This window comes from Agrobacterium sp. 22-3639C2 (assembly GCF_053522105.1).
This window is the reverse complement of the sequence record NZ_JBNWDB010000002.1, coordinates 638347-651767: the sequence shown is the minus strand read 5'-3', so window position 1 is coordinate 651767 and position 13421 is coordinate 638347. Positions and strand designations below refer to the sequence as shown.

The 13421-nt window shown below is 58.4% G+C and carries 11 protein-coding genes and 1 pseudogene; 11 read left to right on the top strand and 1 reads right to left on the bottom strand.

Translation table 11 applies throughout. From position 1 onward, the window contains the following. Positions 1–17: 17 nt before the first annotated feature. The 4 genes from ACQZ6D_RS10635 to ACQZ6D_RS10620 are packed head-to-tail and all read left to right on the top strand — an operon-like array spanning position 18 to position 3350. Positions 18–1049, top strand: a complete 1032-nt coding sequence (locus ACQZ6D_RS10635) for an ABC transporter substrate-binding protein (RefSeq protein ID WP_112650776.1) — start codon at positions 18–20, stop codon at positions 1047–1049. Next, positions 1046–2074: a FecCD family ABC transporter permease gene (locus ACQZ6D_RS10630; protein WP_003511052.1), complete on the top strand. Its 1029-nt coding sequence runs from the start codon at positions 1046–1048 to the stop codon at positions 2072–2074. The genes ACQZ6D_RS10635 and ACQZ6D_RS10630 overlap by 4 nt, the downstream gene beginning before the upstream one ends. Next, positions 2071–2871, top strand: coding sequence for an ABC transporter ATP-binding protein (locus tag ACQZ6D_RS10625; protein ID WP_035199503.1), 801 nt, complete (start codon positions 2071–2073; stop codon positions 2869–2871). The genes ACQZ6D_RS10630 and ACQZ6D_RS10625 overlap by 4 nt, the downstream gene beginning before the upstream one ends. Continuing rightward, the gene (locus ACQZ6D_RS10620; RefSeq protein WP_065704224.1) at positions 2868–3350 is read left to right on the top strand and encodes a pseudoazurin; all 483 of its coding nucleotides are present in this window, start codon (positions 2868–2870) and stop codon (positions 3348–3350) included. The genes ACQZ6D_RS10625 and ACQZ6D_RS10620 overlap by 4 nt, the downstream gene beginning before the upstream one ends. Positions 3351–3523: 173 nt before the next feature. On the opposite strand, the gene ACQZ6D_RS10615 is transcribed toward ACQZ6D_RS10620, so the two are convergent. Next, the gene (locus ACQZ6D_RS10615) at positions 3524–4348 is read right to left on the bottom strand and encodes a class I SAM-dependent methyltransferase (protein WP_003511045.1); all 825 of its coding nucleotides are present in this window, start codon (positions 4346–4348) and stop codon (positions 3524–3526) included. A 113-nt stretch (positions 4349–4461) separates the two neighbouring features. Here ACQZ6D_RS10615 and ACQZ6D_RS10610 point away from each other — a divergent pair, with 113 nt between their 5' ends. From ACQZ6D_RS10610 to ACQZ6D_RS10580, 7 genes and pseudogenes are all read left to right on the top strand, one after another. Further along, positions 4462–5595, top strand: a complete 1134-nt coding sequence (locus ACQZ6D_RS10610) for an ABC transporter substrate-binding protein (RefSeq protein WP_003511043.1) — start codon at positions 4462–4464, stop codon at positions 5593–5595. A gap of 94 nt (positions 5596–5689) precedes the next feature. Next, positions 5690–6829: an ABC transporter substrate-binding protein gene (locus ACQZ6D_RS10605; protein WP_065704520.1), complete on the top strand. Its 1140-nt coding sequence runs from the start codon at positions 5690–5692 to the stop codon at positions 6827–6829. After that, a pseudogene (locus tag ACQZ6D_RS10600) lies at positions 6826–7892 on the top strand (FecCD family ABC transporter permease). The gene ACQZ6D_RS10605 and the pseudogene ACQZ6D_RS10600 overlap by 4 nt, the downstream one beginning before the upstream one ends. Then, complete coding sequence (locus ACQZ6D_RS10595) at positions 7886–8638, top strand: ABC transporter ATP-binding protein (RefSeq protein WP_003511038.1); 753 nt, start codon at positions 7886–7888, stop codon at positions 8636–8638. Before ACQZ6D_RS10600 ends, ACQZ6D_RS10595 begins: the two are co-directional and overlap by 7 nt. Before the next feature lie 209 nt (positions 8639–8847). Next, positions 8848–9348, top strand: a complete 501-nt coding sequence (locus ACQZ6D_RS10590) for an RNA polymerase sigma factor (RefSeq protein WP_013761633.1) — start codon at positions 8848–8850, stop codon at positions 9346–9348. Positions 9349–9459: 111 nt separating this feature from the next. Further along, the gene (locus ACQZ6D_RS10585; protein WP_065704222.1) at positions 9460–10455 is read left to right on the top strand and encodes a FecR family protein; all 996 of its coding nucleotides are present in this window, start codon (positions 9460–9462) and stop codon (positions 10453–10455) included. 148 nt (positions 10456–10603) lie between these two features. Then, complete coding sequence (locus ACQZ6D_RS10580; RefSeq protein WP_448729912.1) at positions 10604–13381, top strand: TonB-dependent hemoglobin/transferrin/lactoferrin family receptor; 2778 nt, start codon at positions 10604–10606, stop codon at positions 13379–13381. Positions 13382–13421: the final 40 nt, after the last annotated feature.

The following is a 13421-nucleotide window of genomic DNA, read 5'->3' as shown; positions in this document are numbered from 1 at the left end:
TTTAGACTGGAGAACATATGTTTCATTTCAAAAGCCTGCCGGTTTCCGCCGGTCTTCTGGCTGTCGCACTAGCGGCCTTGCCCGCCGGTGCCGCTCAGGCTGCCGAAACCACCTATCCGCTGACGATCAATAGCTGCGGCCACGAAATCACCTTCAAGCAGGCGCCCGCCCGCACAGTATCGGTCGGCCAGAGCACGACCGAGGTTCTCTATCTGCTCGGCGTGGCCGACAAGGTGGTAGGCACGGCGCTGTGGATCGGCCCGGTTCTGAAGGGTTACGAAGACGCCAATGCCAAGGTGGAGCGGCTTGCCGACAATGATCCGAGCTTCGAGGCGGTGGTTGGCAAGAGGCCAGACCTCGTGACGACGCAGTTCCAGTGGCAGATCGGTCCCGAAGGCGTTGTCGGAACACCGGAGCAATTCGCCGAACTCGGTATTCCCGTTTATACCTCCCCTGCCGATTGCATGGGCAAGGACAATTCCGGCGGCGGCGACGGCGTGCGCAAGTCCGTTTTCACCATGGACCTGATCTACCAGGAGGTCCGCGACCTTGCGAAAATTTTCAACGTGCAGGATCGCGGCGAGGAAGTCGTTGCCGACCTGAAAAAGCGTGAGGAAGCCGCCCGCGCCAAGATCGCTTCGGCGAATGGCAAGATTTCAGCAGTCTTCTGGTTCTCCAGCGCCGAGCTGGATATCGATCCTTACGTGGCGGGCCGCAATGGTGCGCCGGGTTACATCATGTCCGCGCTCGGGCTGAAGAACGTTATCGAAAGCGATGAGGAATGGCCGACTGTTGGCTGGGAAACCATCGCCAAGGCCAATCCGTCCGTGATCGTTGCCGGCAAGATGGACCGCCGGCGTTTCCCCGCCGATGACGTCGCCGTCAAGCTCAAGTTCCTCGCTACCGATCCGGTTGCCAGCATCATGCCCGCCGTCAAGGCGGCCCATGTCTTCGAAATGGACGCGCAGGCGATGAACCCGACCATCCGCACGATCGAAGGCATTGAAACGCTGGCCGAGGCGATTTCAACAGCCGGTCTCGCCAAGTGAACGGTCTTTCCGTCAATCTTGGCAGGGCGGGTCTGGCTTTTGCCGCACTCGCCCTGCTGCTCGTCGCGCTGATGGCCGGTGCGGCCATCGGCGAGACTGCCATTCCGTTCGACGTGGTGGCAAAGACCATTGCCAATCGTGTCTTCCATGCGGGTTATCCGCTGGAGCCGCTGGATGAGGGCATCGTCTGGAGTTACCGCCTCAGCCGCGCCGTTGTTGCCGCGTGCTGTGGCGCCTCGCTGGCGCTGGCCGGTGCGGTGCTTCAATCACTTCTGCGCAACCCGCTCGCCGATCCCTATATCCTCGGTATTTCAGCAGGCGCCTCAACCGGTGCCGTGGCCGTGGCGCTTCTGGGCTTCGGGGCGGGGTTCCTGACGATGCCGGCCGGCGCCCTGATCGGGGCTTTTGTGGCTTTTTCGCTTGTCAGCCTTCTGGCGGTGCGGGCAGGGCACGGCAACAGCGCCATCATCCTGGCGGGGGTCGCCGGTTCGCAACTGTTCAACGCCATGACGTCGTTCATCGTCACCAAATCCGCCAATGCCGAACAGGCGCGCGGCATCATGTTCTGGCTGCTGGGCAATCTTTCGGGCGTGCGCTGGCCGGATGTCTGGCTGGCTTTGCCGGTCAGTATTGCGGGTCTTGGGGTGTGCCTCTGGTACGCACGCGCGCTTGATGCTTTCGCTTTCGGCGGTCAGGCAGCAGCTTCGCTCGGTATTCCGGTGCGCCGGGTCTATGCGGTGCTGATCTCGGTTTCGGCGGTCATGACGGCAGTCATGGTGTCGCTGGTCGGTTCCATCGGCTTCGTCGGTCTCGTCATCCCGCATGCGGCGCGCATCTTCGTTGGCGTTCGCCACGGCATGTTGCTGCCGGTGACGGCGCTGACCGGTGCAATTTTCATGATCATCGCAGATATTCTCTCGCGCACCGTCATTCCGGGGCAGGTGCTGCCGATCGGCGTGATCACTGCGCTGGTCGGCGCGCCCGCCTTCGCCTTTATTCTCGGGCAGAAGAGAGGCCGGTCATGAAATTATCCGCCCACGATCTGCATTTCCATGCCGGCAATCTCGACATCGTGCGCGGTGTTTCGCTGGAGGTCGCCACGGGCGAGTTTCTGGGTATCATCGGGCCGAACGGTTCGGGCAAAAGCACGTTGCTTTCCATGCTGGCCGGCATTCGCATGCCGCGTCGGGGTCATGTCATGCTTGGTGAGGAACGGCTTGCCACATTCGGGCGGCGCGAACTTGCCCGCAGGCTGGCCTTTGTGGAGCAGCAGGCCGAAACCACCGAGCGCATCAGCGCGCGACAGGCCGTGGAACTGGGGCGCACGCCCTATCTCGGCCCGCTTTCCGCATGGTCGCCAAAGGACGACGCCATCGTCGATGCGGCGCTCGGAAATGTCGATATGGCGGACAAGGCCGAGCGAAACTGGCATCACCTTTCCGGCGGCGAACGCCAGCGCCTGCACATTGCCCGCGCATTGGCGCAGGAGCCGCATATTCTGCTGCTGGACGAACCGACCAACCATCTCGATATAGGCCACCAGATCGGTCTGCTCGATCTGGTGCGCAGGCAGGGACTGACGGTTGTGGCGGCGCTGCATGATCTCAATCACGCCGCCATGTTCTGCGACCGCGTCGCCATCATGCATCGCGGTGAAATGATCGCTGTCGGCCCACCGCGCGAAGTTCTCACCTCTTCGACCATCGCCGATGTGTTCGGGGTGCAATCCGTCGTCACCACGGATGAAAGCGGATTTTCACATATTCGTTTTCTGCCGGCCCACGGTGCGGCCGATCACGCAAGGAAAGCAACGGCACGATGATGAAATTGAAAAGACTTGCAAATCTCCGCTTTTGCGCCCGACAGCTTTGCGTTTCCGCGGGACTTGCCATGGTTGTGGCCACAGGGTTTTCCATTCAAGCCGGAGCCGAGACCTTCGAGGTGAAGATGCTGAACCGTGGCGAAAAGGGGTCCATGGTGTTCGAGCCCGATTTTCTGAAGATCGCTCCCGGCGACCGCGTGCGCTTCGTGCCGAGCCACAAGAGCCATAATGCCGCGACGATCGATGGTATGGTTCCCGAAGATATTGAAGGTTTCAAAAGCCGGATCAACGACGAATTCGAGACCGGTTTCGAAAAGCCAGGCTTTTACGGCATCAAATGCTCGCCGCATTACGGCATGGGCATGGTCATGCTGATCAAGGTGGGGGACGCGGTTTTGCCGCAGAGCTACAGGACGGTAGAGGTCCCAGGCCGGGCGAAGCCGCGCTTTGAGGAGCTATTCGAGCGGGCGGAAAAATGAGGTGCCTTCGTCGCGTTTTCATGCGTCATGCCGGACTAGATCCGGCATCCAGCCAAGGCGCGTCTTCACCGTGAGAAACTATTATTACGCGATCAAGGACTTGGTCGCACTGGACCCCGGATCACATCCGGGGTGACGGTGAGCTGGGCGGCAGCTTGTGGGCTTTGGTCGCCCTATCCCTTGTCGGACGTGTGCGGCTTCACGGCACATACTGCATAACGGTGCTGCAATCCCCGCAAGATGCCTTTCAGCAGACTGAAATTTTTTGCCTGGGCACGATGAATGGCCTGAAGTTCCTGATCGATGGCAACGGGCTCGAAGCCGGTTTCACGCAACAGCGCTGCAACGTCACCAGCTCTTGCACCCTGTGAAAAATAGACCCGCGATAGAATGCTGTTGAAGGTGTTTTCCGGATCCGCCGGCTTGTGCGGCTGGTCCGGCTTCACAAGGCCGATGCTTTCCAGACCCGCCGCCAGCTTCTTGACCAGTCTTTCGCGCCAGCCGGTGTTGACGAAATCGCCATCGACGATCAGCAGGCGTCCGCCGGGTTTCAAGACACGGAACCATTCGGCAAAGCTTGCCTTCGGGTCAACCAGCGTCCAGACCAGATGGCGGGTGATGATGACGTCGGCGCTTTCGTCCGGCTCCATCGTGTTTTCGGCGTCGCCGACAAAAAAGCGGATATTGCGCCCGCGGGTTTTCGCCTTCGCCCTTGCAAGCTCCAGCATGGTTTCCGACCAATCCATGCCGGTGACCTGAAAACCGAGATCGTCCATCAGGTGCGAGATAACGCCGGTGCCGCTGGCCAGATCCAGCGCCTTGCGGCCTTCTCCCTGGCCCAGATGCTTCAAAACCAGCGCGTGCCAGGCCTCGCGCTCTTCTTCGGAGAAAATCTCATGACCCGGGGAAAGGTCGAAAGTCGCGGCGCGGCCGGACCAATAGGTTTTGATTTCGTCTCTCAGACTGTCGTTTTTGCCATAGTGGATAGTGTCGATCATCGGTCTTCAGCTCACATACCGGTCAGTTAAGAATGGCTCTAAAACATAAAACTTGACTAGTATAGTCAGAAAATAATACAGCCGCGCCAGTCAACACTGGAGAGCAATATCCGATGCGCATCTCAGCCAAATCCGCGGCACTTGCCCTTGGCCTTCTCGTATCCGCAGCGTGGCCTGCATTGGCCGAAAAGGTCACCGTCAAGGATGTGACCGGCCGCGACGTGGAAGTCAATGTGCCCGTTTCGCATGTGATCCTCGGCGAAGGCCGTCAGATCTATTTCCTGGCGGCGCTCGACAAGGAAAACCCTTTCCAGCACGTTGTCGGCTGGCGCGACGACCTGGCGAAAGCCGACCCGGAAACCTATGCGGCCTATCTTGCCAAGTACCCTGATATTGCCAAGCTGCCGACCTTTGGCGGCATGAAAGACGGCACCTTCGACATCGAGCAGGCCATTTCGCTGAAGCCAGACGTGATCCTGATGAACATCGACGCGAAGACCGCGACGCAGGAGGCCGGTTACATCGAGAAGCTCGAAAAGGTCGGCATCCCGCTTGTTTACGTCGACTTCCGCGAAAAGCCGATGGAAAACACCGAGCCGAGCATGCGTCTGATGGGCCAGCTGACCGGCAAGGAAAAGATCGCCGAGGACTTCATCAAGTTCCGCGCGGACTCCATCGCCAAGGTCACCGATACGCTCGAAAAGGCCAATCCGAAGAAGCCCGTCGTGTTCGTCGAACGCGCCGGCGGTTATTCCGACGATTGCTGCATGTCCTTCGGCAACGAGAATTTCGGCAAGATGGTCGAACTCGCCGGCGGCATCAACATGGCCAAGGACATCATTCCCGGCACGTTCGGCAACGTCAATCCGGAACAGATCATCGCCTCCAATCCGGAACAGATCATCATCACGGGTGGCAACTGGAACGGTTATGTTCCCGGCGGCAACTGGGTCGGTGTCGGTTATGGCGCGGATATGAAGGAAGCCCACCGCAAGCTTGAAAACCTGACCAAGCGCCCGGCTTTCACCGGGGTACAGGCGGTCAAGAACGGCAATGTCCACGCTATCTGGCACCAGTTCTACAACAACCCGTATCAGTTCGTGGCCATTCAGGAAATCGCCAAGTGGCTGCACCCGGACCTCTTTAAGGATCTCGACCCCGAGGCGACCTTCAAGGAGCTGCATGCCCGCTTCCTGCCTCTCGACTACAAGCCCGGTTACTTTGTGTCGCTGAAGGACACGAAATAAGACAGGGACGGTGAAGGGGAGCGCCGTCCGATCGATGGATGAAGCCGCAGCCATGCGGCTTCATCATTTTCTTTTGGAAATAAGAGGATTTCTCATGCGGCTTAACGCTCTCAGGCATCTTGCGGTGCTGGCTTTGTCTTTTCTCGCTTTGCCGGCTTATGCCGGAGAAATCACCGATGTCACCGGACGCAAGGTCGAGCTGGACCTGCCGGTCAAACGTGTCATCGTCGGTGAGGCGCGCCAGATCCACGTCATCGCGGCGCTCAAGGGCGACCAGACCTTCGACACCATTGTCGGCTGGCGTGACGATCTCCTCAAGAAGGACCCTGACAGCTACGCCGCCTATGTCGAGCGCTTTCCGCAGATCGAAAAACTGCCGCGCTTCGGTTATGTGCCGCAGGGCGATTTCAGTCTGGAAACGGCCATTACCCTTTCGCCTGACGTGATCACCCTCAATCTGGAAGCGGAAAAATCCGCCAAGGAAAGTGGTTTCGAAGAGAAGGCCGCCGCCGCCGGAATCAAGATCGTCTATCTCGATTTTCGTATCGATCCCGAAAAGAACAGCGAAGCCTCGATTGAAATTCTCGGGAAAATGTTTGGCGCGCAAGAGCGTGCAAAGGAATTCATCGCCTATCGCCGTGCAGAAATCGCCCGCGTGACCGACCGGCTAGCCAGCGTCAAGGACCTGAAGCGTCCCGGCGTCTTCATCGAGCGCGCGCCCGGCATTTCCGGTGAGGACAATTGCTGCCGCACCTTCGGCCCGGTCAATTTCGGCGCGATGGTCGATCTCGCTGGCGGCCATAATATTGCCGACGGCATCATCAAGACGACGTTCGGCGATCTCAATCCCGAGCAGCTCGTCGTTGCCGATCCGGATCATGTCATCGTAACCGGCTCAAACTGGGCAGCTGAATCCGATATCAACCAGTTCGTTCCCGTTGGACGCGGAGCCGACATGGCTCTTTCCCGGAAAAGACTGGCAAACCTGATGAAGCGCACGCCGTTTCCGGAACTGAAGGCTGTCAAACAAGGTAATGTCCATGCCGTCTGGCACCAGTTCTACGGCGCGCCCTACGAGTTCTTTCCGATTCAGCAATTCGCCAAATGGTTCCATCCCGAGCTCTTCGCCGATCTCAATCCCGAGAAGAATTTTGAGGAATTTCACCGGAAATTCCTGCCCGTCACCTACAAGCCGGGCTACTTCGCATCCCTCGAAAAAGGTTCGAATGAATGAGTTCGTTGAATGAAATCGCCGTTGGCGTGAGTGGGCGCGATCAATATCGCGCCCTTGCCGCACGAAGGATCGTTATTCTCTTCGGGCTTTTCATCGCCCTTTGTTTCAGTATGGCTGCCGACATGGCACTTGGTCCGGCGCGCTACACGATATCAGAAGTTCTGGCGACGATTGCCGATCCGGCTGCTGCTGCAAACCAGCTTCGGGTGGTGATATGGGATATCCGCATGCCGATTGCGCTGATGGCGGTCACCGTCGGCGCGTCGCTTTCGGTTGCGGGCGCACAGATGCAGACCATCCTGTCCAATCCTCTCGCCAGTCCGTTTACGCTCGGCATTTCGGCCGCTGCCAGTTTCGGCGCCGCGCTGGCCCTTGTTGGCGGCGTTGCGATCTTTCCCGGTGCCGTCCAGTACATGGTGCCGATCAACGCCTTCATCATGGCGATGATTGCCGCCCTGTTCATTCATTTTGCCTCGACGATGCGCGGCGTAACCGTGGAGACTATCGTCCTTCTCGGCATCGCGCTGGTGTTCACCTTCAATGCCGCATTGTCGCTGCTTGAATATCTGGCTTCCGAACAGGCGCTCGCCGCCGTCGTTTTCTGGACCATGGGCAGCCTTACCAAGGCCACGTGGGAAAAGGTCTATATCACCGGTGGTATTCTTCTCGTTACGGTGCCGATGTTCATGCGCAACGCATGGGCGCTGACGGCGCTTCGGCTGGGTGACGACAAGGCAGCCAGCATGGGCATCAATGTGCGTCGGCTGCGGCTGCAGACCATGCTGACGGTCAGCCTTCTGGCCGCGATTCCGGTTTCTTTCGTTGGTACCATCGGTTTCGTCGGGCTTGTCGGCCCGCACATAGCCCGCATGGTGGTGGGCGAAGATCAGCGGTTCTTCCTGCCGGGCTCGGTGATCTGCGGGGCGCTGCTGCTGTCGGCGACCTCTGTTATCAGCAAAATCCTCATTCCCGGGCAATTCTGCCAATCGGCGTCATCACGGCGCTGGTTGGCGTACCGTTCTTTTTCGCGCTCATTTTCGGCAACAGGAGACGCGCATGGTAGCGCTCGCATTGAAGGATGTCGGCGCTGCCTACGGCCGCACGACTGTTCTCTCCAAGGTCGGCATCGATACGCTGGAAAGCGGCAGTGTCACGGCGGTCATTGGCCCGAACGCTGCCGGCAAGTCCACGCTTTTCAAGCGCATCGCCAGCCTGATCTCCGGTCCCGGGCTTGTCGAGTTGTCAGATACGGCACGCGGCAACCGGGCCATCTGCTACATGCCGCAGGACACCGGCGCCAACGCCGTGCTGACGGTTTACGAATCCGTGCTTCTGTCCGCCAAGCAGGGCGGCGGGTGGCGTGTTCACGACGATGAGCTGTTTGAGATCGACGCCATTCTCAAGGCGCTGAAAATCCACGATCTCGCCTTCCGGGGGCTCGGCGAATTGTCTGGCGGTCAGCGGCAGCTTGTGTCCCTGGCGCAGGCGCTGGCCCGCAAGCCGGAGGTACTGTTGATGGACGAGCCGACATCTGCTCTCGACCTCCACCGGCAGGTCGAGGTTCTGGGGTTTGTGACCGACCTTGCCCAGAAGACTGGCATGATCGTGCTGATCGCCCTGCACGACCTCAATCATGCGCTTCGTTATTGCGAGAATACGATGGTGATCGCGCGCGGCGAAATGGTGGTGAGCGGCAGCACCGAGACGGTGATAACTCCGGCCATGCTGCGCGATATCTACCGCATCGATGCGCGTATCGAACCCTGTTCGCAGGGCAGGCCGATGGTTATAGTCGACGGCGCTATCTGACGCTATCACAGGGCCCGGCCGCGCCTGCCGCCGGGTCTGCGAGTCTCTGGCTGTTGCAGGACCCGCGACCGCACAAATTCTTGATAATAATAGTCATGAAATAGCTGTTCGGTCGAGAGTTTGGGTGCTAGAGGTTTAGACGGGAAAACTGCTTTGTCGTTTGGGGGCTTGCAGTTTCGTTTATCCTTGAAATTTCTCTCGGTTGAGACATGGGCATACGGGAAGATGACAAGCGTTATAACGCTTACGTCGCGCACAGGGTTGACCTGATCAAATACGCCACGCTTATTTTAGGGTCGCGGGCGGACGCGGAGGACGTGGTTCAGGAGGCATTCCTGAAATTCGTTCCCGAAGGTTCCGGCAATCCTTCCAACCTCAAATCCTATCTTTTCCGCATCGTCCGCAACCTCGCCCTCGATAATCGCCGCCGCAACCGGCAGGACCTGCGGGAGCGTCCCGACGATACCCCGTTCTGGGGCATACCGCAGGGTCACGGCACACCAGAAGAGCACGCCCTGTTCTGCGACGAGGTCCGACAGATGCAGATTATTTTGGCCTCTCTGCCGGTCCAGGCGCGTGTGGCATTGGAAATGCATAGATTTGGCGGTTACAATATGGAAGAGATCGCCCGTCACCTCGGCGTATCCGTGGCTAGCGCCCACCGTCTGATTAAGAGTAGTATTGCCGCCATTACCAAAGAAATGCAGTAAAATAGCCTTTATTGTTTCATCTTGTGAAAAAAAGTTCTCCCTCAAACGTCTTTATAGCAACACGGAAGACGAGGCATCTCCTCCGCCCAGTCAAAGGAACTGACCGGCTCAATGACAATTGATCCCGATAAAAAAATAACATTGCCGACCGGGAAGGCGGAGGAGGCTGCCGACTGGCTGATACGCCTGCAGACGGGTTCGGCGGAACCGAGGCTGAAGGCGGAATTTGATCAATGGTTGGCTGCTTCGCCGGCAAATCGTCTGGCCTGGGAGCGGACATGCAAGACTTGGCGCAATCTCGGTCTGGTCGAGCCGGGTTTAAAAAGCCTCTGGGAAGACGCGCCGCACCTGCCTGACGTTGCCGGAAAACAGGCATCGCGACGGCGCTGGTCCTTGCGGCATTATGCCGGCATGGCGGTGGCAGCAGTGTCTCTCTGTCTTGCGGTACTGTTCGTTCCCACGCTTTTCGTCCATATCAAGGCCGAATATCAGACCAGTACCGCAGAGAGCCGCACCATAACCCTTGAAGACGGCAGCAGGGTGCAGCTTGCCGCGGCAAGTGCGCTTACCACTGATTTTGCCAATGGCCGCCGTAATGTGAAGGTGCTGAAGGGCGAAGCTTTTTTTGATGTCGTGCCGGATAGCGACCGTCCCTTTGTCGTGGAGGCGAAAAACCTGACCGTCCAAGTGCTCGGCACGGCTTTCGATGTCGACATGACGGATGGCGTGACGCAAGTCGCTCTTGCGCATGGTTCCGTGGAAGCTTCCTTCCGCAACGCGCCACCAACGCGGCTGGTGCCGGGTGAGATGCTGGTTGTCGACGCCTCCGGTACAATCCGGAAAGAGACCGTTCCCGTCGAGGATATTGGTGGCTGGCGCAACGGCGAGCTTTACGTTGTGGATGCGACGATCGGTTCTGTCGTCGAGCAAATCCAGCGGTATCATCCCGCATGGCTGACGATGGCGGACAAGACGCTTGCAGAGCAGCGTGTGACTGGCTTCTACAATCTTCGCGATCCGGACCGTGCGCTGGAAGCATTGGTGGAACCCTATAAGGGCAAGGTTCATGCAATTGCCAATACTGCCCGCATCATCACCCGTTTCTGAAGCGCCATAAAACAAAAAATCGTATTTATTTTCAGTCGTTTATAAAAAATTCTCCGAAACCCTGAAAAAAACCGCCGAGGCAATCGTCTTTTTGTTGAGTAATCCGGTCAAGATATAGCCGGAGCGAAGACAGGAAGACAAAAGCAGTATGCGCCTCCAGATACGTATGAACGGTTCAGGGAAAAACGCGGCAAAGCCGGCACGTATGACCGTGCTTTTGGCGACAACGGCGGTGGTCGTTTCAATGTCGGTACCGGCTTTTGCGCAGAGCGGACCGAATGCCGCCAATGGTCAGCGCTCCGGTGGCGAGCAGGGTGCAACGCGGCCTTTTAATATTCCCGCCCAGCCGCTGTCCTCCGTTGTCGGCGTTTTCGGGCGGCAATCCGGTCTGCAGGTTACGCTTGCCACGCCGTCCGCCGGCAATGTGCGCACCAATGCCGTTACCGGCAGTTTTACGGTGCGGGATGCGCTGTCCCGGCTTCTGGCCGGCACGGGCGTGAATTTCCGGTTTACCGGAAGTGGCAGAACCGTCGTCATCGGCTCGGGCCAGGCCGCTGCCGATCTTTCCGAGGCGGAAGGCACCACCGTTCTGGAAGAAATTACAGTGACCGGAAAAACCGGACGCAATTCCATTGCCGGCACCGGTTATCAGGGAACGCCCGACTGGGTTTATGAAACACCCGCCAGTGTCAGCGTCGTCAGCCGCGAGGCGATCCAGTCCGCCGGCGTGCGCAACACGCGCGATGTCTTCAACCGCGTCTCCGGCGTCTACGCCGGTGAGGGCAACGGCAGCTTCCCGACCGTTTCGCCCAATATACGTGGCTTGCAGGAAAGCGGCCGCGTGGTCGTCTCCATCGATGGTGCGCGGCAGAATGCGCAGCGTGGTTTCAGCACCGGTGGCGCCTCGATTTATTCTGCCAATAACGGCCAGGCCTATGTGGATGTGGCCTTCATCCGCGCCGTCGAAGTGGAAAAAATGACCAATGCCACATCCGGCAATGCCGGTTCGCTGGGCGGAAAGGTCGAGTTCCGCACCGTCAGCGCCGTCGATCTCATCCCTGAGGGTGCAAACAAGGGCGGAGAGGTGAATGTTTCCCACGGCACCAATGGTTACGATTTTCAGGGTTCGGTTCTGGCCGCAGTTCGTGAGCCGAATGGCCCTCTCTCCCTTGTTGCCGGTTACAGCCGCACGATCTTGGATGAATACAAGATTGGAACCAAGGGTGAGGCCCGAAGCACCGCTTTGACGATGAAGGACCTACTCGGCAGGGACGGTTGGTCGACCTTTTTCAAGGGCGAAGGTGACTTCGGGGATGTGCAGACTTCGTTGTCATGGATGCACCAGCAGAATGACTTCGTGCAGGGTGCCGCCGAACAGATAGACCGGGAGAGCGTGCGTAACGACAGTATCGTTGCCAAGCTGGACTGGGATCCTGAAAGCGAACTCATAGACTTCAAGTCGTCGCTGTGGCTTAACGACAATATGACGCACGAGTTGCGGTCGGCGCGCAAAGGATATGCTGTTGAAACGAACCTTGATATGGGCCTGCGCAGTTTCGGCGGCAGTGTCGAAAACACCAGTCGCCTCGATACGAAGGTGGGTGCGCTCAGCCTGAACTACGGCGCGGAAGCTTTCAGAGACATTTCCTCATCGGTTGCCACGAGTTCTGCCATTGCAAACAATCCCGCCTTTGCCAGCAGCTATACCGCTTTCAGCCCGCCCGGGCGGCGTGATGTGGCGAGCCTGTTTTTGAACGGTGAACTTGAGCCTGCGAACTGGGTAGTGATAAGCGGCGGCATACGGTACGACTGGTCGCGTCTGAAGGGCAATTCGACATATTACGATGAAATTTCGTATTTGCGGACGATCACCGTTGCATGTGATCCGATTGGAAACAATTACACAGCATCTCAATATTATTACGCTGTTTTCCTTCCGCAGAATCCCGGCACCAATATTACCGAGGCGAGGTTTCTTAGCCGGGTCTGGAGCACCGTTTCTTCCACCTGTATGCCGGGAACCGGGCCATCGGCTACGCGATACGATCCCGTCGTCGAGAATCCCGCCTATGAGATGGATATCGACCGTACCTACAGTGCGTGGCTGCCCTCCGCCACGATAGAACTCAAGCCGTTCGACTGGTTCCGCCCCTATGTGAGCTATTCCCAGAGCCTGCGTCCGCCAACAACTCTTGAGGCTTTTTTCGCCGGTGCGCGTCCAGGGGATTCCGTTGGTTACGAGTATGCGCCGAACCAATTTATGAGAGCCGAAAAAGCCACAACCTATGAAATCGGCGCGAATATGAGTTTCGACGGTGTGCTACTGGACCACGATTCCGTGCGCATCAAAATGGCCGCCTTTCGCCGTGAGGTTAAGGATTATATCGCTCTCGGTCACCTCGTCACGGATCAGGTGGCGAACCGTACCTATACCAGCTTCATCAATCTCGACGGCACGACCTATATGCGCGGGCTTGAATTCGAGGGCAATTACGATGCGCGAAGCTTCTGGCTTGGTGGCTCAGCGACGCTGCTGAAGACCGATTGGCCGGACAAAACCCAGGTTTTCTCTAACGGCACGACCACGACAAGCGGCGAGATCGTCGCATGGCCGGGTGACGTTGCACCCAAGGTGAAGCTGACGCTCGATGGCGGCATGCGTTTCTTCGAGGAAAAATTCTCTTTGGGCGCACGGCTCAACCATGTCACGCCGACGCAATCGCGGACGCTCGATACGGAGGGTAATCTGCGGGAGGTAACCGATCCCTACACGACGGTAGACCTATACGGCTCCTATGCCTTCAACGAAAAGGCGACGCTTCGTTTCGCGGTCAACAACCTGACCGACCGCAAATACATCCCGGCAGCCAGTGCCTATACCGCACCGGGCCGCACTTTTATCGCGACGATGAACGTGAAGTTCTGATGCGCGGAAGAAATTCTCCGGGCTGGGGTTGCAGCCCGTC

Excerpts from the sequence above, each read along its gene's own strand:
- ACQZ6D_RS10635 (WP_112650776.1), top strand. The coding sequence starts at position 18 with ATGTTTCATTTCAAAAGCCTGCCGGTTTCCGCCGGTCTTCTGGCTGTC.
- ACQZ6D_RS10625 (WP_035199503.1), top strand. The coding sequence starts at position 2,071 with ATGAAATTATCCGCCCACGATCTGCATTTCCATGCCGGCAATCTCGAC.
- ACQZ6D_RS10620 (WP_065704224.1), top strand. The coding sequence starts at position 2,868 with ATGATGAAATTGAAAAGACTTGCAAATCTCCGCTTTTGCGCCCGACAG.
- ACQZ6D_RS10615 (WP_003511045.1), bottom strand. The coding sequence starts at position 4,348 with ATGATCGACACTATCCACTATGGCAAAAACGACAGTCTGAGAGACGAA.
- ACQZ6D_RS10610 (WP_003511043.1), top strand. The coding sequence starts at position 4,462 with ATGCGCATCTCAGCCAAATCCGCGGCACTTGCCCTTGGCCTTCTCGTA.
- ACQZ6D_RS10605 (WP_065704520.1), top strand. The coding sequence starts at position 5,690 with ATGCGGCTTAACGCTCTCAGGCATCTTGCGGTGCTGGCTTTGTCTTTT.
- ACQZ6D_RS10595 (WP_003511038.1), top strand. The coding sequence starts at position 7,886 with ATGGTAGCGCTCGCATTGAAGGATGTCGGCGCTGCCTACGGCCGCACG.
- ACQZ6D_RS10590 (WP_013761633.1), top strand. The coding sequence starts at position 8,848 with ATGGGCATACGGGAAGATGACAAGCGTTATAACGCTTACGTCGCGCAC.
- ACQZ6D_RS10585 (WP_065704222.1), top strand. The coding sequence starts at position 9,460 with ATGACAATTGATCCCGATAAAAAAATAACATTGCCGACCGGGAAGGCG.
- ACQZ6D_RS10580 (WP_448729912.1), top strand. The coding sequence starts at position 10,604 with ATGCGCCTCCAGATACGTATGAACGGTTCAGGGAAAAACGCGGCAAAG.